Annotated in this window: 28 protein-coding genes; 3 read left to right on the forward strand and 25 right to left on the reverse strand. The window is 39.7% G+C overall.

The window, feature by feature from the left end:
- Positions 1-18: 18 nt before the first annotated feature.
- On the reverse strand, positions 19-309 hold the full coding sequence (locus HXV90_RS06520) for a hypothetical protein (protein WP_269898664.1): 291 nt from the start codon (positions 307-309) through the stop codon (positions 19-21).
- Between the two features lie 159 nt (positions 310-468).
- On the opposite strand from HXV90_RS06520, the gene HXV90_RS06525 reads away from it, so the two are divergent.
- Complete coding sequence (locus tag HXV90_RS06525) at positions 469-597, forward strand: hypothetical protein (RefSeq protein ID WP_269898665.1); 129 nt, start codon at positions 469-471, stop codon at positions 595-597.
- On the opposite strand, the gene HXV90_RS06530 is transcribed toward HXV90_RS06525, so the two are convergent.
- The 4 genes from HXV90_RS06530 to HXV90_RS06545 all read right to left on the reverse strand — a co-directional run bounded on the left by HXV90_RS06530 (position 587) and on the right by HXV90_RS06545 (position 3,832).
- Entirely contained in the window at positions 587-1,330 is a 744-nt protein-coding gene (locus HXV90_RS06530; protein ID WP_269898666.1) for a hypothetical protein, read from the reverse strand. The two genes, HXV90_RS06525 and HXV90_RS06530, sit on opposite strands and share 11 nt — an antisense overlap.
- 139 nt (positions 1,331-1,469) lie before the next feature.
- Entirely contained in the window at positions 1,470-2,453 is a 984-nt protein-coding gene (locus HXV90_RS06535) for a hypothetical protein (RefSeq protein WP_269898667.1), read from the reverse strand.
- Positions 2,454-2,498: 45 nt separating this feature from the next.
- Positions 2,499-3,107, reverse strand: coding sequence for a hypothetical protein (locus tag HXV90_RS06540; protein ID WP_269898668.1), 609 nt, complete (start codon positions 3,105-3,107; stop codon positions 2,499-2,501).
- A 167-nt stretch (positions 3,108-3,274) separates the two neighbouring features.
- Complete coding sequence (locus HXV90_RS06545; RefSeq protein WP_048390456.1) at positions 3,275-3,832, reverse strand: GNAT family N-acetyltransferase; 558 nt, start codon at positions 3,830-3,832, stop codon at positions 3,275-3,277.
- Between the two features lie 163 nt (positions 3,833-3,995).
- Between HXV90_RS06545 and HXV90_RS06550 the strand changes: the two genes are divergently transcribed.
- Both HXV90_RS06550 and HXV90_RS06555 read left to right on the forward strand, forming a co-directional pair.
- Positions 3,996-4,550 carry a sigma-70 family RNA polymerase sigma factor gene (locus tag HXV90_RS06550; RefSeq protein ID WP_054550936.1) on the forward strand — a complete coding sequence of 185 codons (555 nt, stop codon included), beginning with the start codon at positions 3,996-3,998 and terminating at the stop codon, positions 4,548-4,550.
- On the forward strand, positions 4,543-5,616 hold the full coding sequence (locus HXV90_RS06555) for a hypothetical protein (RefSeq protein WP_054550935.1): 1,074 nt from the start codon (positions 4,543-4,545) through the stop codon (positions 5,614-5,616). Before HXV90_RS06550 ends, HXV90_RS06555 begins: the two co-directional genes overlap by 8 nt.
- Positions 5,617-5,651: 35 nt before the next feature.
- Here the strand turns inward: HXV90_RS06555 and HXV90_RS06560 are convergent, their stop codons facing one another.
- The 20 genes from HXV90_RS06560 to HXV90_RS06655 all read right to left on the reverse strand — a co-directional run bounded on the left by HXV90_RS06560 (position 5,652) and on the right by HXV90_RS06655 (position 20,607).
- A complete protein-coding gene (locus tag HXV90_RS06560) occupies positions 5,652-6,074 on the reverse strand; it encodes a hypothetical protein (protein ID WP_269898669.1) in 423 nt (140 codons plus the stop codon).
- A 637-nt stretch (positions 6,075-6,711) separates the two neighbouring features.
- The gene (locus tag HXV90_RS06565; RefSeq protein ID WP_048390452.1) at positions 6,712-7,581 is read right to left on the reverse strand and encodes a DMT family transporter; all 870 of its coding nucleotides are present in this window, start codon (positions 7,579-7,581) and stop codon (positions 6,712-6,714) included.
- A 25-nt stretch (positions 7,582-7,606) separates the two neighbouring features.
- Positions 7,607-8,152: a GNAT family N-acetyltransferase gene (locus tag HXV90_RS06570; RefSeq protein ID WP_066037479.1), complete on the reverse strand. Its 546-nt coding sequence runs from the start codon at positions 8,150-8,152 to the stop codon at positions 7,607-7,609.
- Entirely contained in the window at positions 8,142-8,675 is a 534-nt protein-coding gene (locus HXV90_RS06575; RefSeq protein ID WP_103117891.1) for a cysteine hydrolase family protein, read from the reverse strand. The genes HXV90_RS06570 and HXV90_RS06575 overlap by 11 nt, the downstream gene beginning before the upstream one ends.
- Positions 8,676-8,846: 171 nt before the next feature.
- On the reverse strand, positions 8,847-9,785 hold the full coding sequence (gene mdh / locus HXV90_RS06580; RefSeq protein ID WP_048390446.1) for a malate dehydrogenase: 939 nt from the start codon (positions 9,783-9,785) through the stop codon (positions 8,847-8,849).
- 34 nt (positions 9,786-9,819) lie between these two features.
- On the reverse strand, positions 9,820-10,212 hold the full coding sequence (locus HXV90_RS06585; protein ID WP_269899029.1) for a BMC domain-containing protein: 393 nt from the start codon (positions 10,210-10,212) through the stop codon (positions 9,820-9,822).
- A complete protein-coding gene (locus HXV90_RS06590) occupies positions 10,202-10,471 on the reverse strand; it encodes a EutN/CcmL family microcompartment protein (protein ID WP_016995124.1) in 270 nt (89 codons plus the stop codon). Before HXV90_RS06590 ends, HXV90_RS06585 begins: the two co-directional genes overlap by 11 nt.
- A 6-nt stretch (positions 10,472-10,477) precedes the next feature.
- Positions 10,478-11,320, reverse strand: a complete 843-nt coding sequence (gene pduL / locus HXV90_RS06595; protein WP_269898670.1) for a phosphate propanoyltransferase — start codon at positions 11,318-11,320, stop codon at positions 10,478-10,480.
- A 16-nt stretch (positions 11,321-11,336) separates the two neighbouring features.
- Complete coding sequence (locus HXV90_RS06600; RefSeq protein ID WP_048390439.1) at positions 11,337-11,612, reverse strand: BMC domain-containing protein; 276 nt, start codon at positions 11,610-11,612, stop codon at positions 11,337-11,339.
- Positions 11,613-11,630: 18 nt separating this feature from the next.
- Complete coding sequence (fabG, locus tag HXV90_RS06605; protein WP_103117888.1) at positions 11,631-12,401, reverse strand: 3-oxoacyl-ACP reductase FabG; 771 nt, start codon at positions 12,399-12,401, stop codon at positions 11,631-11,633.
- Between the two features lie 30 nt (positions 12,402-12,431).
- Positions 12,432-12,722, reverse strand: coding sequence for a BMC domain-containing protein (locus tag HXV90_RS06610; RefSeq protein WP_048390435.1), 291 nt, complete (start codon positions 12,720-12,722; stop codon positions 12,432-12,434).
- 15 nt (positions 12,723-12,737) lie between these two features.
- A complete protein-coding gene (locus HXV90_RS06615) occupies positions 12,738-13,358 on the reverse strand; it encodes a hypothetical protein (protein WP_269898671.1) in 621 nt (206 codons plus the stop codon).
- Positions 13,359-13,363: 5 nt separating this feature from the next.
- Complete coding sequence (gene pduL / locus HXV90_RS06620; protein ID WP_269898672.1) at positions 13,364-13,978, reverse strand: phosphate propanoyltransferase; 615 nt, start codon at positions 13,976-13,978, stop codon at positions 13,364-13,366.
- Between the two features lie 16 nt (positions 13,979-13,994).
- Positions 13,995-14,276, reverse strand: a complete 282-nt coding sequence (locus tag HXV90_RS06625; protein ID WP_004229005.1) for a BMC domain-containing protein — start codon at positions 14,274-14,276, stop codon at positions 13,995-13,997.
- Between the two features lie 14 nt (positions 14,277-14,290).
- On the reverse strand, positions 14,291-15,772 hold the full coding sequence (locus HXV90_RS06630; protein ID WP_269898673.1) for an aldehyde dehydrogenase family protein: 1,482 nt from the start codon (positions 15,770-15,772) through the stop codon (positions 14,291-14,293).
- A gap of 15 nt (positions 15,773-15,787) precedes the next feature.
- Positions 15,788-16,078, reverse strand: coding sequence for a hypothetical protein (locus HXV90_RS06635; protein WP_004229009.1), 291 nt, complete (start codon positions 16,076-16,078; stop codon positions 15,788-15,790).
- 4 nt (positions 16,079-16,082) lie between these two features.
- A complete protein-coding gene (locus HXV90_RS06640) occupies positions 16,083-16,826 on the reverse strand; it encodes an HAD family hydrolase (RefSeq protein WP_269898674.1) in 744 nt (247 codons plus the stop codon).
- 20 nt (positions 16,827-16,846) lie between these two features.
- Complete coding sequence (gene eat / locus HXV90_RS06645; protein WP_269898675.1) at positions 16,847-18,253, reverse strand: ethanolamine permease; 1,407 nt, start codon at positions 18,251-18,253, stop codon at positions 16,847-16,849.
- A 25-nt stretch (positions 18,254-18,278) separates the two neighbouring features.
- Positions 18,279-19,298, reverse strand: a complete 1,020-nt coding sequence (locus HXV90_RS06650; protein ID WP_269898676.1) for a phosphotransferase enzyme family protein — start codon at positions 19,296-19,298, stop codon at positions 18,279-18,281.
- Between the two features lie 43 nt (positions 19,299-19,341).
- On the reverse strand, positions 19,342-20,607 hold the full coding sequence (locus tag HXV90_RS06655) for a class-III pyridoxal-phosphate-dependent aminotransferase (protein WP_269898677.1): 1,266 nt from the start codon (positions 20,605-20,607) through the stop codon (positions 19,342-19,344).

Here is a 20,607-nt window from a genome sequence, read left to right on the forward strand (position 1 = left end):
GATGTGACTTAAAGTTCATTATTCTCCAAAAACTAAAACATAACTTTCATAAAATTCTATTCCTTCAATAGTTATACTAAATTTAGTTTCACCATTTCGATTAATAAAGCCTTTCATACTTAAGTACTCTAATGCACAAGCAAATTCTTTATCAGTTTTAATCTTTTCATCAAACTCTAAATAATTTTCACGCTTTTGAAACTGATTTTTATATATTAAAGTAATTAAGTTTCTACGTAATTCTTTTTGTTCATTTACCCATTTCACATCTTCTTCTGTAATATCAATATCCCTATTTAAAGTATTCATAACCTCCACCTCCCTCCACACTAATCATAATGCGAATGGAATCATATGTCACTAATAGAAATTCAAAGAATTCTTTAGATCTAATAAAAGTAGCCTTCTTTTCTCTAGTACAATTTACGGATTAATTTCCTGTTATAATAGGGAAAAGGAGGTGATAAAATGGAAAAGAGACCAGCTAGCAAACCTATTTCTAAACCTAGTGGTTTGCCATCAGATAGAGTTACTCATTCTGCCGATAAGCCATCTTATACTAGCAAACCATCAAGACCTGTAACACCTAAGAAGTAATTCCATTAGGGAATCTTTGGTTAAACTCACTTTGTGCCTCAAGAGCTCTAGTAAGATTGTAGATATTTATAACGATTCCATTATCTATGTCTACATAAGTATGATCAATTTCAACATCATAGTAATCCATAATATTTGTCCAATGTTCTACCGCCTCGAGCACAATCGATTTTCCCACTTCGTGAGCTCGAGGTACTTTTATTAAGCAACCCTTTATTGACTCCGTTTCCCCATATCTTTTATACTCTATTATTTGACCGGTGTTATTTAGAAAGATTGAATCCCATACAGTCGTATGTATTCCTAAAGGGGCAATATTATTCATCTTCCTAACCTCATTTACTTGATCAATCATTCTCTTATAAGCAAACTTTGAAATGAGCTTTGCTAAGAAAAAACTTACGATAACCGTTAATAAAATATAAAATAGAATAAACCATATACTTCCTGATAGTTTTGTTAAACCCTCTAAACTATCAATATATCCCCAGTTTTTTTTTAAAATTGGTATATCAAAGGTTCTAGGATGAATTGTTTCCAAACGTGAATAAAACGCAAGCAAATTATAAAACATCAGAACAATACATACTATTGGAATCCACAACAGTATACTAATTGCTGCTACTTCACTATTATTTCTTTTTGTGCTAGGTGTAATTCCAAATAGATTAATCCAAAAATATGTAATCAATCCTGGTACAGTAAAAATAATTAATGTAATGATTTTTTCCAAAATGAACTTCCCACCTTTTTAGCTATCTCTCCATATCATAGGTTAAATGGAACGTATTTTCATTATAAAACGAAACTACCGAATAGTAATAATTGTATTCATCCTCCATTACAGATGCTTATAACAAGTTAAAATTCTCTCAGCTTATCTCATTCAGCTTTAAATTAAACGACAATTCATCGTCAATCAAATTATATGTATTACTTTTTTCTTGTTTAGATAATTTAGAGATATAATGATAGTAGTTTGGTAATATTTCAAAATCATAATTTAAATAATCTCGTATTAATTGGTCATCTTGAAATTTTGAAACATCCCCGTCTAACAAATCATGTTTTATTAACTCTTTAGTATTGTTAGTAAAATCAGATACTACGTATGACAGAACATTGTTCTCATATCGTAAGTTTTCAGAAGCACCTGAATAATTTAGTAAAGATAGTAATGTCGCATTATTAAAATTTTGTTGGTCAATTAAAGTTGAAACCTCCATTAAGTAAATCGATTCAAGGTGGTCATGATAAGGATTTTCAATATCTACTCTTTTATACATTGCTTGTTTCTCATAGGGTCTAATTCTCCCCGTTTTTAATAGTAAAAAATGGTGATGATTGCTTAGATAGATGTTTTTGGACGTATCTAATCTAAGTAAATTATCTCCGTTTGGAAGGTAAGGATTTAATCGTTTTATCTCTCCTGTTGAAGTGTTTATCAAAAAAATACATTGATAAAAAGGACGTCCATAGTTCATTTCTCTTTTCGTAATAAAATACAACAAATATTGATGATTGAGGTAAATTAACTTGGAATAATAGCTTTCCTCCTTAAGTTCTTCAGAAGAAAAATAATTGTTTAAGTCTAATGTTATTGCATTGATTTGACTGAATGTTTGAAGATTAATTCTATGAAAGTTTATGCTATTATTAGCTTTTAGACTAAAACAAAATTCATTATTCACAGTATCCAAAGCAAATTCGTCATAGCGGGTGTCTAATCGTTGTTTATTTTTGATCGTGCCGTTTTTTAAATTAATCTCACAATGCGCAATACTAGCATGTTCTAATAAAATAGCCTCAAACTCTTCTTTAATTTCATTTGTAGGAATTAGTTGTTTATTATTCAAAATATCCCCCTTCAATATAGCTAATAAATATTTCACTTTGAGCTTTTACTCCTTTCTGGCTTCTGTATAAAGAAGTTTTTCGAGTTCGTCCACCTTGCTCCCGTCTAATTGGTGTGTGAGCCCATATGTTTCACCCTTGCCATCGTTATTGATGATTACGTTGAGATCGTGAAGTAATTCAGTGAAATACGTAAAACACTTAGTTAATTCTTCATAGGACTCAGCTGTATCAAGACCTTGCTGTTTCTCAACCGATATTACATAATCCAGATGTCCCATCAAAATTTGCAGTACATTTAAATTTTCAAAATCCTTTTGAAGGTCTTCCCCTTGAACCCTAAAATATAGCATTTCCTTCGTGAGACGATCTGCCCTTAGATAGTATTCGTCTACGTCTGTTGTTTTGTTAATATCTTGGGCATGATAGGCAATCCAAGCTTCCAACGTTGGTTCAATCTCATAGTTATTGAAGCCTTCAGGGGTTGATACATCACTCCAGATTTTCGAAGGGTTTACTGCTGCTACGTGTTTGATTGTTGTTTCTTCTGTTTTTACCTGTTCCCCTTTCGTTTCTCCTTCCTCGGTACAACCTATTAACAATCCACTTATCAATAGTCCTGTCAATACAACATTTACGAGCTTAATCTCTCTCACCCCTCTTTAGAAGGTTAGCCATTTATTATAATAATACCTTACACTAGTTAATTTTTATAATATTTTCCATTTAAAAGTTACGTTTAACATGGCTGATTCTCTATGTATCTCGCAGTAATAGCAAAATTAAAAGCCACCCTCATGATGAGAGCGACTTTCCTAACCTCCTAATATTCACTTTTCAATAGGGAAAAGATAGCGAGATCCACATACTTCCCTTTTTCAAATTCATGTTGCCTCAAAAGACCCTCTTGAGAAAAGTTTAATTTTTCCAATAGTTTGATAGATGCTGTGTTTTCTGGCTCTATTTTTGCTTCGATTTTATTGATTCCCATGGATGTAAAGGCAAAGTGGATGATCGAACTTAAAGCCTCTTGCATCACACCCTTCCCCCAATAGTCAGGGTTTAAATCATAGCCAATTTCTATACGATTATGCTCTTTTTCATAATTCAAATAGCCACATGTGCCAATCACCTTGTTGGTCTGAATTTCCTCGATTACCCATCTTAAGCCTTTTTGTTCTTTAAAAATTTTCTCATACCAATTGATTTCATCAATAGCATCTTCAACTGAAGCAAACAATGGTAATGGCAGGTACTTCACTACATTTTCATTAGAATAAAGTCTCAAAATATCTTGGCCATCATCCATTATCCCTTTTCGTAAAATAAAACGCTCTGTTTCCAATTGAGGAAAAACCGTAAATTCGAATTGTGTATGCATACTACTCCCCTTTTTCACCATTTATTAGCATTTTACTATTGAATAATAACACAAAAATCTCTCATACTCTCTTTTACTGCTATTACAAATCACTCGTTATTATAGTAAATTGATTACAACCAAATGGCACCAACTCCGTCTAATAATTGAAAGGGTGTGGAAGATGCTTGAACATGTGAGAACATCAATAGAAGTTAGCGGTGAATGTAGTAAGGAGGAGAGGCTTGAATGGTTGATGAAGGCATACGGAGATGACATAGCACGTCTTGCCTTTACGTATATGAAGCACAAGCAGCTTTCGGAAGATATTGCGCAAGAAGTGTTTATAAAGTGCTATGAGCATTTAGATAATTTCAGGAATGAATCTTCCTATAAAACATGGTTATATCGAATTACTGTCAATCTATGTAAAGATAAATTAAAAAGCTGGTCTTATAGAAATATTGTTCTGACAGAATTTTTCTCAAAAATTAAGAGTACTAGTCAATCCCCTGAGTTGGAATTAGTCGGACAGGAGGATAAACGATTACTTTCTGAAAAAATCCTTGCTCTACCAATAAGATACCGAGAACTCATTATTTTCTATTATTATGAAGAGCTGTCCTATAACCAAATAGCTGATTTGTTAGATTTGCGTTTACAAACCATTAAGTCTCGACTTCATAGGGCTCGACTTATGCTCAAAAAATCAATGGAAGGGTGCAAGATAAATGAATGATATGTTTAAAAATATAGGCAAGGCATTGGATGACACGGCATTCCAGGACATTCATTTTAATGAGAAACATAAAGAAAAAGTAAGGCAGAGGCTTCGAAAAGATTACAAGAAACAGCCCCAATTCCAATCCATTTTCAATCATTTGTTACCTATAGCAGTCATTGGTTTTTTTCTTATAGGAGCTAGCTATTTTATGGTCACGGAGCTGACAGTACAACCAGTTGATAAGGGAGACCGTTCACAAGAACCTATAATGGAAACTACTCTTTATCATCCCCCGATCCAAGAAGAATTTTACGGGGATATGACGAAAGAGGATGTCGTGAGTAAATTATTAAATTCGATTGATTATTTTCACTCAGCAGCTGGAAAATTTGAAGAACATAAAATTTCTCAAGACGGTTCCACTAGAACATTGGGTGTTACTTATAAAGTAAGTACCAAAAAAGAAGTTGGAGGCTATGAAAAAATAATCGCTTTAGATGATAACACGACGGGAATCAAGAACGATACACAGGAGTACTTTTATAACAACAGAAAGAGCTGGTTAAAATATACAGCACTTTATGGACAAAAAGTTTATACAGTTAGTGAAACGAAACAGAAATCAAAACGAGACGTAGTTACTCCTGAGCAAGCTTTTAGTATTGACTTGAAATATCCGCCTATTTCATATAATAAATTGAGAGAAAGACCTTCATTTGGAAGTTCAAGTATGTCGTTATTCGCTTATGAGAAAGCTGCTAGTTATTTAAGAAATATGGAGCATTGGGAGATTGAAAAACAAAATGAAGCGTTGTTAGGTCATAATACAATCGTATTAGCTGGGAAAATGGATGAAACGGTGACAAATAGTGAAAATTTAAAAGGCACGACAGAAGCGTTTCGTTTTTGGGTGGATAAAGATACTGGGATTCTCGTTAAAAGTGAAACATATGACCAAAATGGTGAGCTGACAAGCTATGTTCATCCAGAAAGGCTTGAAGTGAATGTATCTATTGACCCACAAGAATTTATTCCAGACTTAGAGGGCTATCAGCTTCCTAGCAAACAGAAAAAAGATTGAGGCTTATTGCTTCAATCTTTTACTTTATGAAGATTTTAATTTCTCACCATCAGCAAACATTTCTCAACTATTTCTACCTCATCTACTGACAGTTGGTCTAACAGAAGTGCCAGTTTTTTCTCATGTTCCTCTCCTTCTTCTCCTATCCAGCAAATGTAGATTTCGCAATAATCTCCTTTGGGAAGGAATTTTTTTAGAAAGTCACATACATGGTGAAAAGTTCTTTTGGCTTTTTCATAGTTATGGGGGGAATACACTTTATTTTCGTTATGCATTTGCCAAATGGGCTCTCCCTTTGTTTCGATTTCATATACATAGGGTGTTGTAAAATGCTTTGCCTGTACAATTTGGCGATTCTCTTTTACCGAGAAAAAATAATTTATGTCAACTTCATTTTCTGTATAGTCATCCTGTATTTCAACTGGAAAATTGAAGCCTATATAGGTTGTCATACTCATATTTTGCTCCTCCTATTAAAAAAACCCTGTAAATGTACAGGGTGTCAGCAACGTAGCTGTTGATAATGTAAATAGACACGCTTTGGAGTTCGTGCTTCTACGAATATTTCTTGCATCACCAATTCCTGGACCACGCTTTGAAGAAATTGCTTGAAGCAAAAAGGCTTCAAACGACGGGTTGTCCGCTTCCTTTTGTGAGGCTTGCTACCGTAGTTGGTCTACCGTGATGGCTGTTGCTTTGATGGTTTGGTGTTGCGGCGGTGTTTTTGGTTCAATATAGAGCGTTGTGTAATACGCATCCGCAATGACAATCACGTAAATAATGAATAGTAATCGTTTTGTTCAATGGTTCAAAAAAATCATTTCTCCCTTTTTTTATAGCTAACAATGAAAACTTATCTACTTATCATACGAGCATTCGATCAAAAGGTTTCAAAAATATTTAAAGGGAGACAAATTTCTGTCTCCCTTACGCCTCTAGGCTTCTGCCACCATCATTTTCCCAGCGATCAATGTCCCAGTGATCCTCATCTTTTTCTCTCAAAATACCCATTGCATTCAATGGAACGAATGACATTTTGTCCCTCACCCTTTTCAAGCGTTCTTCTCTAGTTTATGAAGGGAAAGGGGTTTTCGTTCATCGTAAAATAGGCTTAATTTTAAAGCCTAAGGCAATCGCAGCCCCAATACAGCTAAAAAGACAGCCTAAAATTAAATAAATACTGAGTGTTGATTCGCCAATGACAACAGACGCAATACCACCAATCACGGGGAATAATGCAACCATATAGCCACTTTTTGCCCCTCCAATTCGTTCGACTAGTTTTAAGTAAAATAACCATGCGAAAAAGGATGCAATAAGCGTTAAATACAAGAGCGCTGATAAGTAGGTAAAGGATTTGGGTATTACGACTGTTTGTCCCTGTAGCCAAACAATGGCACACATGACTGCACTACCCACTGCAAAACCAATGGCATTCGCATAAATCGGGTTGATTTGATGCTTGGCATTTCGGGCAGAGCTTGCATCCCCAATGGCTGTTAGGATAGTCCCTACGAAGGCAATTAACACTCCTTTTAACTCCATATTATGTAAAGATGGATAAATCAGCACCCCCACGCCGATGACGCCTAAAATACCGCCAATTAAAACACGACGATGCAATGGCTCCTTGAGAAATATCCGTAGGGCGATGGGTGTTAGTATAACTTTTAATGAAAAAATTAATGTGACAATAGCAGCCGAGCTCCATATCGTCGCATAATACAGCGCTAAATAGCTGAATGCAAAATTACAAACGCCAAAAACGATGATAAAAGGTACGTCGCCCTGTTGTGGTTTACCCTGTGGCTTCAAGAACCAAGCAAGGATGAAAAATAAAAGGGCTGTCATGACTAAACGATAGGTTAAAGATAATTCTAAACTGACTGGCGTTCCTTGAATTTTGACTGCAATAAAATTAAGACCCCAGACAATCAAACAAAAGATATACATAAAATTTGTCATGCTGTTTTAAATTCCTTCTCCGATGCTATTCCTGCCATCTTCCCATAATGATCGTGTGATAGAACCTGCCATCTGCAAGGCATTTATCATTTTTCAGAATGCCTTCCACTAAAAAGCCCATTTTTTTATAGAGCTGTATCGCTTTCTCATTGGTTTCTAACACTTCTAGTGCTATTTTGCGAATACCATTGGCATCTGCCCAATCAATGGATTCTTGCAGCAAGGCTTTTCCTATGCCATAGCCCCAAAACTCTTTACTGACTCCAACACCAAAGGTTACTTTATGGGCAAGCCTTTTGAGTGGAGAGCCCTCACATCTTGAGAACCCAACGATCCGATCACCGACAACCGCTACTAAACATAAATTTTTTGAGCTTTCGCTATCCTGTTGAATAAGCTGCTCAAAGCCTGCTCGATCAATCAATGCCTCGCCCTGTTCACGATCGAAGTTTTCCGTTTCACCGTCTAATTGCAAGCGTAAATCTGATAAGGCTTGGGCATCTTCGCGTCGGGCACAGCGAATTGTATAGGATAGCTCTTTTATCTGGAGCTCTTTCTGATCAATCAGCATGTTGGAATCCTCCAATTGACTGAATCCGCACAAAACGATTATGCCAAATGGATTCGTGATGTTGAATAATTTGTGGTGCTGCCAGTACATTACTATCTAAGGTGCTATGTGCATCTTCTATTAAAATATTATGATGGTAGCCATGACTAAAAGCACTACGGATTGTTGTATCAAGACAAAACTCTGTTTGAGCACCCGCGAAAATCAATTGGTCGATGTGATGCGCTTGTAAATAAGCTGCAAGCTCCGTTTGATAGAAAGCGTCCCACGTTGTTTTTTGAATCACTTGATCCTCCGCCTGTCTAAGTAATCCATGATACAGTTCCCAGCCTGGTTGACCTAATGCAAAATCCACATCATCTGCGTCTGTATGCTGAATAAAAATAACGGGTACTTCGTTGCGCCGTGCCCATGTAATGGAGGCATTAATATTTTTGATAATAGCTTCACTATTCCAAAGATTTTGCTGGCCATCTAGAAAGAAAGCCTCCTGTATATCGATAATGATGAGTGCTTGTTTCATCGTATCCTCCTTTGTGCATCAGTAGTAACTTTTTTAATTGTACAGAAAACGATCTTCCATTAAAAGAAAATTTTGCACAACAAAAAGCACCTTTACAACATCGTAAGGTGCCTCAACTATGTACACTACCATCTAATACATGCCACTATTAGATGGTGTCATGCGCTCGCATCATTTGATATAGGCTAATGTTTGATAAACTTGGTGAACCGAATGATTAAATGCTTGCTGTTCCTCTTCGTTTAAATGCAATTCAATTACACTTTCAATACCAGCTCCCCCTAAAACAACAGGGACACCAATGCAGGCATTGTCTACTTGATATTCGCCCTGTAAATACGTAATGATGGGCATTACTTTCCGTTGATCCTTCACAATCGCTTCAATCATTTGGACAATGGCGGCAGCTGGGGCATAATAAGCACTGCCATTGCCAAGTAGGGCGACAATTTCGCCTCCACCTTTTCGCGTTCGCTCCACTAATTGCTCAATCTGTGCTTGTGGCATTAATTTTTCTAATGGTATTCCTCCGACATACGTATAGCGAACGAGTGGCACCATTTCATCGCCATGTCCACCCAAGACGAAGCTCGATATATCCTCGACAGCAAGCTGAAGAGCCTGTGCGATAAAGGTATTAAAGCGCGCTGTATCTAAAACACCTGATTGTCCCATGACACGATTTTTGGGAAAACCCGTTGTTTCCAGACAAACATAGGTCATAGCATCGACAGGGTTACTTAAGACGATAATATAGCTAGTTGGCGCATAACGTTTGATTTGTTCGCTTACCGTGCGGATGATTGCAGCATTTGTATGAATTAAATCCTGCCGTGTCATGCCAGGCTTTCTTGCAATACCTGCCGTGATAACCACAATATCAGCATGAGCTATTTCCTGATACTTTGAAGTAGCCGTCACCTGTACGTTAAATCTTTCTATTGGTCCAGCTTGGAGAATATCTAATGCCTTCCCTTTCGCAGCATTTTCGAAGTCTGGTAAATCGATAAGCACAATATCCCCGATCTGTTTCTGTGCGACCATTAACGCTACGGTTGCACCTGTATGTCCAGCGCCAATGATGGCGATTTTGGGTCGCCTAAAGCTCATTTGCCTCCCCCTCCTAACGACATAGATTCATCGACTACTTATCTGCCTGCTCATCCTCTACAAGTTTTGTTTGTTGAGGCTTCTGGCGAGTGCTTGTTTTTTTGGCTGCTGCCTCCGTCACTTTTATCGGCTGTGTTTCATCAATAATCGCTGTGAATACTTCATTGGCTGCTCGTGGAATTACATGTGCGCTTAGTAGCTTGCTCGTTCGCGTTGCTGCCGCTTTACCAGCATCAACCGCAGCCTGTACTGCACCAACATCTCCCTCGACAATAATGGTTACGATACCACCGTCTACTAGCTCCTGTTTCACTAATTGGACATTGGCTGCCTTTAGCATGGCGTCTGCAGCTTCAATGGAGCCAATCAAGCCATACGTTTCAATCATTCCTATCGCTTCTGTCACTTTGCTCACCTCACGATTCATCTGTGCCATCTATAATGCCAACAACAATGGCATCAATTGGACAAATACTGGACGTAGAAAAACTTCGTACAGCAGCACTGCCCATTGTTAAAATGACGTTATCTCCAACACCTGCACCTATACGATCTGCCGCAACAATTTGTTCATCACTCAGTTGACCATCCAGCTTTATTGGCTGGATAATGAGTAATTTCAATCCCTGTAGCCCTTCCTCTTTACGTGTTGCCCAGATATTTCCGACCACTGTTCCTATCCGCATGCATCCTCATCCTTTTTCGTGAAACTGAAGTTCAATTTCTAATTTTTCCACGGCCTCCTTCGCCAGTGCCGTCAACCTTGCCTCTTTGGGGACTATCACTGTCTCACCTTGATAACGGCTTACATCATTTGCCGTTATAATCTTGTGGTTAATTTTAATTGGAGGACTGACTAAGTTATTGTAAGGCTCACCTGCCATCTTGCCTGTTATAATTGTACCCGTTTCACCCTGTTGGATGAAGCCTGCGTTTGCTTCATCTGTATCAATATGCATTTCTAAATGATAGTGATCAGCCACACGAATTTTCACTTTCTCAAAGGTAATGGGACGTCGCCCTTGCACCTTAACGGAGACGGATTGACCGTTCTGAACCCCTAACTGCTGTGCATCAGCAGGTGCCATATGAATATGTGCTTGTGCGATAATGACCCCTTCTTGTAAAATCAAACTTCCTCTAGGTCCTACCAGTATACAGCTAGCTGAGCCAGCAATTTCTCCCGATTCACGCAAAGGTGGTTGAATTCCTAGGGAAATGGCATCTGTATGACTAATTTCAATTTGTGTGAAGGTGCGAGCTGGACCTAATACACGTACATTTTGGATGCTTCCTTTTGGTCCCACCACCTGTAGCGTTTCATGTGCTGCAAACTGACCGGGTTGAGCTAACATTTTTTTTACACTCAGCGTAGCACCTTTGCCAAATAGCTGCTCGACATGCTCTTGTTGTAAATGAATATGCCTTGCTGAGATACCTATAGGAATTTCATTGGGTGTAGGAGCTGCTTCTTTTTTAGGTAGTAATTCGGCTATGACATCATTAACAATTTTTATTATTGCTTGTTCATTCATATAGCCACCTCACTCATTATTGCATTTTTAAAATCGCTTCCAATTCTGCATGTGGTCGCGGAATCACATGTACAGATAATAGCTCTCCAACACGTTGTGCAGCTGCTGCTCCTGCATCTGTTGCGGCTTTCACAGCCCCTACATCCCCACGAACAAGCACCGTGACAATACCGCCACCCACATGGACTTTACCCACAATATTCACGTTGGCAGCCTTGACCATTGCATCAGCTGCTTCAATAGAGCCCACTAAGCCCTTTGTTTCAATCATTCCTAATGCGCCTAAATTCATTTCGTATCCCTCCTTCTATTAAAATGCCTCTGCATCTTCAGGTAATGTTTGGCCACCATCAATAATGATCGATTGACCCGTAATAAAGCCTGCCTCCTTACTACTAAGGAACAATGCAGCATACGCTATATCCTCCACACGACCAAGGCTGCCAAATGGAATCGCTTTCGCCATCTTCTGTAGATAGGTGTCACCAAGACCATCTAAGCCTTCTGTTGCGATATTTCCTGGTAACACGGCATTGACCGTAATATGATAGGGTGCTAATTCAAGAGCCGCAGTCCGCATAAACCCTAATTGAGCTGCCTTACTTGCGGCATAATGTGTCCATCCAGCATAGCCAGTCACTGGACCCGTTATCGACGAGGTAATAATGACCCTGCCAGCATTCGCTTTCTTTAAATGGGGCACGCAAGCTTTGACAGCAAACATCGTTCCTCTGGCATTGACATTTAATACCTGATCCCAATGGTCCGTCGTCATGTCCTCTAGTTTCCTCGAGGGAAATATACCAGCATTGGCACATAAAATATCGATGGAACCAAAAGAGCTAGCAACCTCCGTAGCCATGCTTTCAACAGATTCATAGTTTTCAACATCAACAGTGGCAGCAGAAGCGGAGAATCCTTGCGCTTGTAATTGATTTGCTACATCTGTGGCAGCTTCCATACCTCTTGCTGCAATCACCACATGAGCACCCTGTTCAGCAAATACGGTAGCAATCCCCTTCCCAATTCCTTTACTACCACCAGTAACTATGACAACCTTCCCTGTTAAATCGACCTTCAACTCGTTCCTCCACCTTTCCTTTTATTCATTTTAAGTACTTGGCTTTTTCGCAATTTCTGTTACTAATCCATTCACCGCGATATCTGGCCTTAAAATAGTTGAAGAGGCAATCCATTGATTGGCTGCTTTAGCTAGTTGTGTACCAATGGCTATCGCTTCCTGAATGGCCGCTGTGTCCCCTTCAATGGCAATGGTTACTAGAGCCAAATCGATGGTTTCTTGTCGAAGTATTCGAATATCCGCTGCTTTAAGCATAGCATCTGCGATTCGTATTGAAATCGCAAGTCCTCTTGTCTCCACAATACCAATCGATTTCATCATGTAACAACACTCCTGCTAATATCTTTGTATCGTCATCCCTTTTTCCTGAATCATTTCTTGTGCTAGTGGTGTAAGTTTTGTGTGGGCAGGTAGTGTCAGCCGTTGCCCCTTGTACGATTGAAGCATCTCTGCTGTCAAATAGTTTGCCACTATAGTCGAACGAGCCGGTTCCTCTTGCTGCTTTAAAAATCGAATAAGCTGTGCAAATAACTGAATGTCACAGCCAAACTCCTTTAAGCGCTCTATATGATGCAGCAACATTTTCATGTAAGGATTCGGTTCCTTTGCTGTGACAACAGCAGATAATTTTTCATTTGGAATTAAAATTGCTGTTTGATTGCTAACCAGCAACTCAGACAGGTACAAGGCTGCCGGTGTAGTAGGCAAGCCTTGGGCACTGCTGACGATAAATGCTTGATCCACTTCGAGAAAAACAATAGCATCGTAGAATAGCTGAGTGGGACTTGTGGTTTCATTTGCCTGCCACTCCTCAACATGGCAATAGCTTTGTAATACGTCCACCTGTTTCTTAGAAATGGTCGTATGAGAATGGACAAGCAAAAGTCTTTTATGCTTTTTATCCATCATCGATATGACTACTTCTTCGATGATTCTCTGTAATTCTTTTATATCCATACCTGTCACTCCATTTTGATAAGCTTGCCAATTGTATGCTGTTGAAGAGCGGCGGCATTCGCTTCATCTGTATCTACATGCATCTCAAGGACGAATGCTGAGGAGACACGCACAACCACATTCATTAATCGGAGCTGACGTCCATCCCCACAGATTTCAACCGTCACGATTTCCTTATCTTGGACATTGAAGGCAGCAGCATTGGATACAGCCATATGAATATGTGCTTGTGCAATAATCAATCCTTGTGTTTTATGGAGAGTTCCATGAGGTCCAATCAATGTGATTGATTCAGATTTTTCTAAGTCGCCTGACATACGAATCGGTGGTGTTACACCAAGCTTGATGGCATCCGTTTGACTGATTTCGACTTGGGTTGCAGTGCGAAATGGGCCTAAAACCCGAACCTTGTCAATTTGGCCTTTGGGTCCCTTAATCGTTAGAACATGCTGTGAAGCAAATTGACCTGGCTGGGAAAGTTCCTTCCATTTCTGTAACGCTGCGTCTCTACCAAATAAATAATAGAAATCCTCCTCATTAACATGACAATGACGGGCAGATATCGCAATCGGGATAATTTGATTTGTAACTTCAGTGGCATGTATTTGATTGTTTGTCATCACAATCCCTCACTTTTCACTTAGGTAAAATTGCGTATAATTCTGAATGAGGGCGTGGAATAACATGTACCGATAATAGCTCACCTACCCGACGTGCGGCCTCAGAGCCTGCATCCGTCGCTGCCTTGACTGCCCCGACATCACCTGTCACCAGCACCGTCACAATGCCGCCACCAACATGTACTTTCCCTACAATATTGACGTTTGCTGCCTTTACCATGGCATCTGCCGCCTCAATTGATCCGATTAAGCCTCTTGTTTCAATCATGCCTAAAGCTCCATTTATCTCTACGCTCATTTCCTTTTCCTCCTCTAATTACTTAGCTTTGTGAGTACTTCCTCTACAATCTTTTCAATGGACAACCTGTCAATAGACACCCCTTCAATTGCTTGCATCGCTGGAGCCTGTATATTTTGTGGATGCTTTGGGGGTGGAATCGTTAGTGCCTTCACACCATAGGCCACTCTTTTTTTATTTAATAAATGATGTGCAGAAATATTATCACTCGTAATATTTCCCCCATAGGCCCCACAGCCCAATGTAAAGGAAGGCGTTAAACTTGTCGTACCGCCTGCAGCCCCAACAGATGCTAAAGTATTGACTAATATTCTGGACACGGGCATTTGAGCGGCAAACTGCTTAACAAAATGTTCGTCCTGTGCATGAATAGCTAGGCTATGTCCTCTCCCTCCAACGTCAAGCAAGCGACGGCAAATCTTTACGGCTTCTTCCTGAGAACGAGCCGTATAAAGACCTAGGATGGGAGAAAGCTTCTCCATGGAAAATGGATACTCCTTCCCAATCTGATGTTCCTCCGCGACTAATACGCGTGTATGTCGAGGGACATCAATATTAGCCATTTGGGCTATTACGGTTGCTGGCTTTCCAACAATTTGGCTATTTAATGTACGAGCTACTGGTGAAATCACCTTTGCTAATTTTTCCTTGTCCTGCCCACTTAGAAGGATGGCCCCATTTTCTGCTAAAGCAGCCATCACCTGCGCTTTGACCTCCTGATGTACGACAATAGCTTGTTCTGTGGCACAGATCGTACTATTATCAAATGATTTACTATCGATAATTTGCTTCATTGCCTCGTTCACATTTGCTGTGCGATCAATATAGACAGGAACATTCCCAGGGCCAACACCATAGGCTGGTTTCCCTGAGCTATAGGCAGCTTTGACAAGCCCTGCTCCACCAGTTGCTAAAATTAGCTGTACATCACGATGATGCATAAGTTCCTCTGTTCCTTTTATTGTTGGATGGCTAATCCATTGAATAAGTCCCTCTGGTGCTCCTGCATGAACGGCTGCCTGCTGACAAATTTTCAATGCCTCGATGGTGCAGTTGACTGCTGTTGGATGAGGACTAAAGACAATGGCATTTTGCGACTTTAAGGCAATTAGCGTTTTAAAAATGGCTGTAGCAGTCGGGTTCGTGACAGGTGTAATTGCCGCAATAACACCGAATGGATAAGCAATTTCCACCTGCCTTGCTATCCTATCCTCATGTATAATGCCGATTGTCTTTTCATGCCGAATGGCTTCATAGACACCTTGAGAAGCCAACTCATTTTTTATTTTTTTATGTTCAATAATGCCCATCTTTGTTTCCGTAACAGCTAATACAGCAAGATTTTCTGCCTGTTTATAAGCAGCTTGGGCAATGGCCTCTACAATTCGATCGACCTGCTCTTGCGTAAAGCTGGCATACATTTTTTGCGCAATCGAAGCGGCTGCTATTCCGTCTCTTGCCTCTTGTATCGAAACCAAATCTTGGTCTCTCACCATATGACGAACCTCCCGTCATGTAAATTTTTTTAGGGCAATTAAGTCGCTCGAATTAGCTACAGAGACAGTGCCTGATGATTGCTGGTGCAGACTTTGCCAATGCTGTAATTCATGCGTAGATAATGCTACATATGCAGGGGCAGTTGTTTGCTGCGTCTGATGTTGGTTTTCTTTTATTAATCGAAATGATTGCCATTCCTGTAATTCCTCATTTGATAACGTTTTAGAAGCTTGTTCAGGCTGAGAGCCTTGCGTTAGTTTTTCCAATACCAATTCAGTAATCTTGGCAATTAGCTGATTGTCCATATGCTCACTCCTTTTCGATTAGCATGGTGAGAACAGATTCGTCATACGCTTCAATAATTGCGGTTGCATCAGGTAAATACTCCTTTGGGTATGTGGCACTAGGAATGATGCCAATTGAAAAGCACATGCCAGCATTTTTAGCAAAGAGCATATCTGCATTCGAATCGCCAATCATCACGGCTTTCTCAAGCGATACTTGAAATTGTTCCTTTGCCACATATGCTAAGTCTGGGAAGGGCTTACTGGATGTAGCTTGGTCACTTCCTAGAACGAAATCAAACAAAGCTAATAACTCTAGCTGTTGTAAATGTGATTTGGCTCGTGCCGTTTGATCAGCTGTAATCACCCCTAATTTCATCCCTTTATTTTTTAAGGTTATTAAGAGATTACGAATACCTGGTAATGCCTGTACCTTGCTATTTTCCTGCTGCGATGTGGCTAAGTTGGAAGCTGCTCTCGCAAGTGTTACCCCTCTGCTCCATGGGATTCCCTGCTGATAGAGTAAGAACGCCACGATCGTCTCGGCTTCTTGTATACTTCCAATAGCTAGAGGACTCGTTGGGTCAATCGTTTTTCCATTGTCATTAACCCCTATGTTTCTTAAAAAAGTTTGTAAGGAAAAATAGATCTCTAAGTCTGAATTTTCAGTTAAATTAGCATATAAATTTTTGGCCCAGGCAATCCATAAAGAATCCATTTCTATGATTGTTCCATCCTTATCAAAAATGACCCATTCCACTTTTGTCATAGAAAAACCCATCCCTTTATTTATTCTCGTATAGCCTCTATTGGCGATACTGGTGCTTGCACCTCTACCTGCACTGTAGCGTCCTTCGCAAAGCGTTCCTCTGGTGCATCCTCGTTAATATGGTGTCTTGCCCACACCCAATAATAGATCGTTGCCACAGCAAAAACAGCCAAACAAACGATGAAAAAAATCAAATTCGCAAAGAAGCTCGCAAAGATAGCAATGACGGCTAGCACAAGTGAGACAATAGGCGTAAATGGATACAGCGGTGTCTTAAAGGTACGTACTAAATGAGGTTCTTTTTTACGCAAAATCAACACCGATAAATTCATCGTAATATACGATACTAATGCCCCAAAGGTAGAAATTAAAATTAAATCATCTGGATTAAATAAAATGACTAACACTAACCCGATAAAGCCTGGCAAAATAATGGCCATATATGGTGTCTGACGCTTTTTATGCATCTTCGATAACATGCTTGGCAAATAGCCTGCACGTGATAAAGCATAGACCTGACGAGAGTAAGCCAAAATCACACCCGAAAAGCTTGCAATTAGTCCTACTAAGCCAACAGATGCTAAAATCTGCGCCAACCAATACGTATTTCCAAAAACAGCGGCAATCGCTGCTGGCAATGGATCTTCAGCAACCGTCATGACATCGATGCCAGCTAGCCCAATGGCAACAGTTGTTGTCAAAATGGATAAAATCAGCAAGGTCACCATACCTGAAATTAACCCCTTCGGCATGTCCTCCTGCACATCTCTCGTCTCCTCCGATAACATAGGCAACATCTCGATTGCTAGGAATAGCCACATCGCATAGGGCAATGCTGACCAGATGCCTTTAAATCCACCTGGTATAAGATCGCCATTCTCAGGGAATAAATGGCCCACATTAATTTGCGGTAAACCAACGAAATACATTAAGACTAGTAAGCCTAAAGCGATAAAAACAAGCACCATTTCGATCGTGGCATATTCTTTAATGCCAATAATATGAACCCCCATGAACAGAGCATACATAAAGGCAGCTGCCACCACTGTCGGTACGGCTGGAAACAAAAAGCTGATATAGCCCCCAATACCAATCGCGATAATTGGTGCGGCAATGACATATTGCAGCACGACACCAACTCCTGTAATAAAACCGATATAACGCCCCATCGCCCGTCGAGCAAAGGAGTAAGGTCCTCCTGCATAAGGTAACATCGTCGATAATTCAGAAATACCTAAGGTCATCGTTAAATACATAATCGCCATAAATAATGTGGCAATGAGCATTCCTAAAAAACCAGATTGACTTAAACCAAAATTCCAGCCAAAGTAGTTACCAGAAATCACAATGCCGACGCCAATTGTCCATAAATGGATGGGTGTAAGGGCTTTCTTTAATACGATGATTTCATCCTTTTTCGAAGACATGTTATTCGCCACCTTTTATCGTTATTTAGTTGGTACAGTCTTGATACTTTTCTACATAGGCTTTCACTAAATCATCACTCTGAAGCGTGTAATTTTCACCAAGTAAGCGCGTTGTCTCATTATCACGACTTCCAATCCACGAAATAAGCTGTAGTCTTCTCATTAATATAAAAGTTGGAATCATTTCTTTTTCTTCGTCTGTTAATAATCGAATTTTGCTGTAGCCCTTAAGCCATGAAGCGATCAACTCATCAAGATACGGCATGTGCTCAATAAAGCTCACCGATGTGGCTAAATCATATAAAAACCACCCAAAACCACAATCATCAAAATCAATCACTTTAATTTCGTCCCCATAGATGAGTAAATTAGCTAAGCGTAAATCCGCATGGATAAGACCAAAACGTGTTTTCTCTTTCCCAAATGCCTCAAGCTTCTTTTGAATGATATGTGATGCTTCCTCATATAAAGCGATTCGTGCAGGGGTCATTCCTAGTCCATCCTGCCATCTCGCCCATTTTGGAGATTGACCTAGAATCGTGTCATAGTCCCATGTCATGCGCTGAAAGGCTTGGTAATAATCATGCTGCTCGATTGTGTGTTTATGGAACATGGCTGTAATTTCGCCTAATGTTTCAAATTGCTGAATTAGGTCATCTTCATTATTCTCATCAGGAGCATTGCCCTCCAAAAATGTAAATAATGTGCTATAATATATCGTGTCATTATACGAATGAGCATGTACGTAGTCACCGTCATCTGCTCGCATCGGTAGTGATACATCAATAGGAGATTGCTCATGGAGCGAGTTTAACCAGGCAATCTCCGCTTCGATCTCCTCTTTTTTATGGTAATTTGGTCGGCTGATCCTCAGAATATATTTTTTGCCCTGCCCATCTTCTACGAGATACGTCGCATTTTCGGAATAATCAATCATTTTACAAGATGCTTCTAGTAAACAACTAAACTCCTTTAATGCATCATTTGCTGCTTGATGAAAGTTGGAAAGGACCAATTCTAAATCTATGAAATCCATTTGACCCATCTAGAAAACCCCCTGTTTACTAAATTGACAAGCTTTCTTTCCTTTAATAGCGTGCAAATTTTACAAGCTGCGCTGCTTCTTTAATGCCCGCCTCACATTTTTCAAGCAATTCATCACAGTATGCTTTATCACATAATAGCCCTGGCTTAAATTGCAACACACGTGTATCCAGCATTGAATAAATGGCCCATACACCATGTTTGTACAAGGAGCTCATCACATATTTAGCCCCTTCAGGATGATTAAACTCTAGGCCCATAACAACGCCAAGCTGACGAATGCCCACAAAGAAATCAGGATATTGTTGTTGAATACGCTCTAAACCACTTCGTAGATAACGAGCAACATATTCTACATTCTTTACTACTTCAGGACGTTGGGAGATTTCTAATACTTTCATCGCCACTACACAACCTAGTTCTGCTCCACCAAATGTAGAAATATGAGCTAGTCCATCTTCTTCCATCCAGCCGCCTGCTCGTTCATTGACCACTGTAGCTGCAATTGGATAGATACCGCCACTTAGACCCTTTGCTGTCACCAGAATATCTGGTTTCACCCCATAATGCTCAATTCCCCACAGCTTACCTGTTCTCATTAAGCCCGTTTGCACCTCATCTGCAATATATAATGCCCCGTATCGTTCACAAAGTGATTTGACATCAGCCAAGTAATTAGCAGTGGGCAAGGGGAAACCATATGTCGCAGGAATAGTCTCGATAATTACGCTAGCTACATCCCCTCTAGCAAGCTCTCGTTCCATTGCCGCAAGATCATTGAATGGTACGTGCACAAATTCATGGGGACTGCCCTCACTTAAAAATGGTTTTGAATAGCGTTCATTGCCAAGCGAAACCGCAAGACCTGTGTGTCCATGATATCCATTTTTAATGGAAATCGTTTTTTTACGTTTTGTAGCATAACGCGCACACTTTAGAGCAACATCAATTGCTTCACTTCCACCACTAGAGAAAATAGAGTATGTTAAGCCTTCTGGTGTGCAGGCTGCTAATTTTTCAGCTAACTGTGCACGTGCAGTAGATGGAAAATGATGATTGCCAATGTCAAAATAATTGGTTCCTTCCACTAATGCAGCAATGACTTCTGGATTACGATGGCCAAGGTTATACGTTCCGCCATTGAGATGCGCATTCATTAATTTTTTGCCATCCACATCGTAGAAATAATAGCCCTCTCGTTTCCCGATAACGACATCGACACCATCGATTTGCCACTGTTTCGTTTTTCCTGGATTCCACCAGTCAATTGATTTTTGTAAGGTTGCCTGTTTATTTGCAAAATACTCCAT

The organism is Lysinibacillus sp. JK80, from assembly GCF_027557635.1.
GTDB lineage: Bacteria > Bacillota > Bacilli > Bacillales_A > Planococcaceae > Lysinibacillus > Lysinibacillus capsici.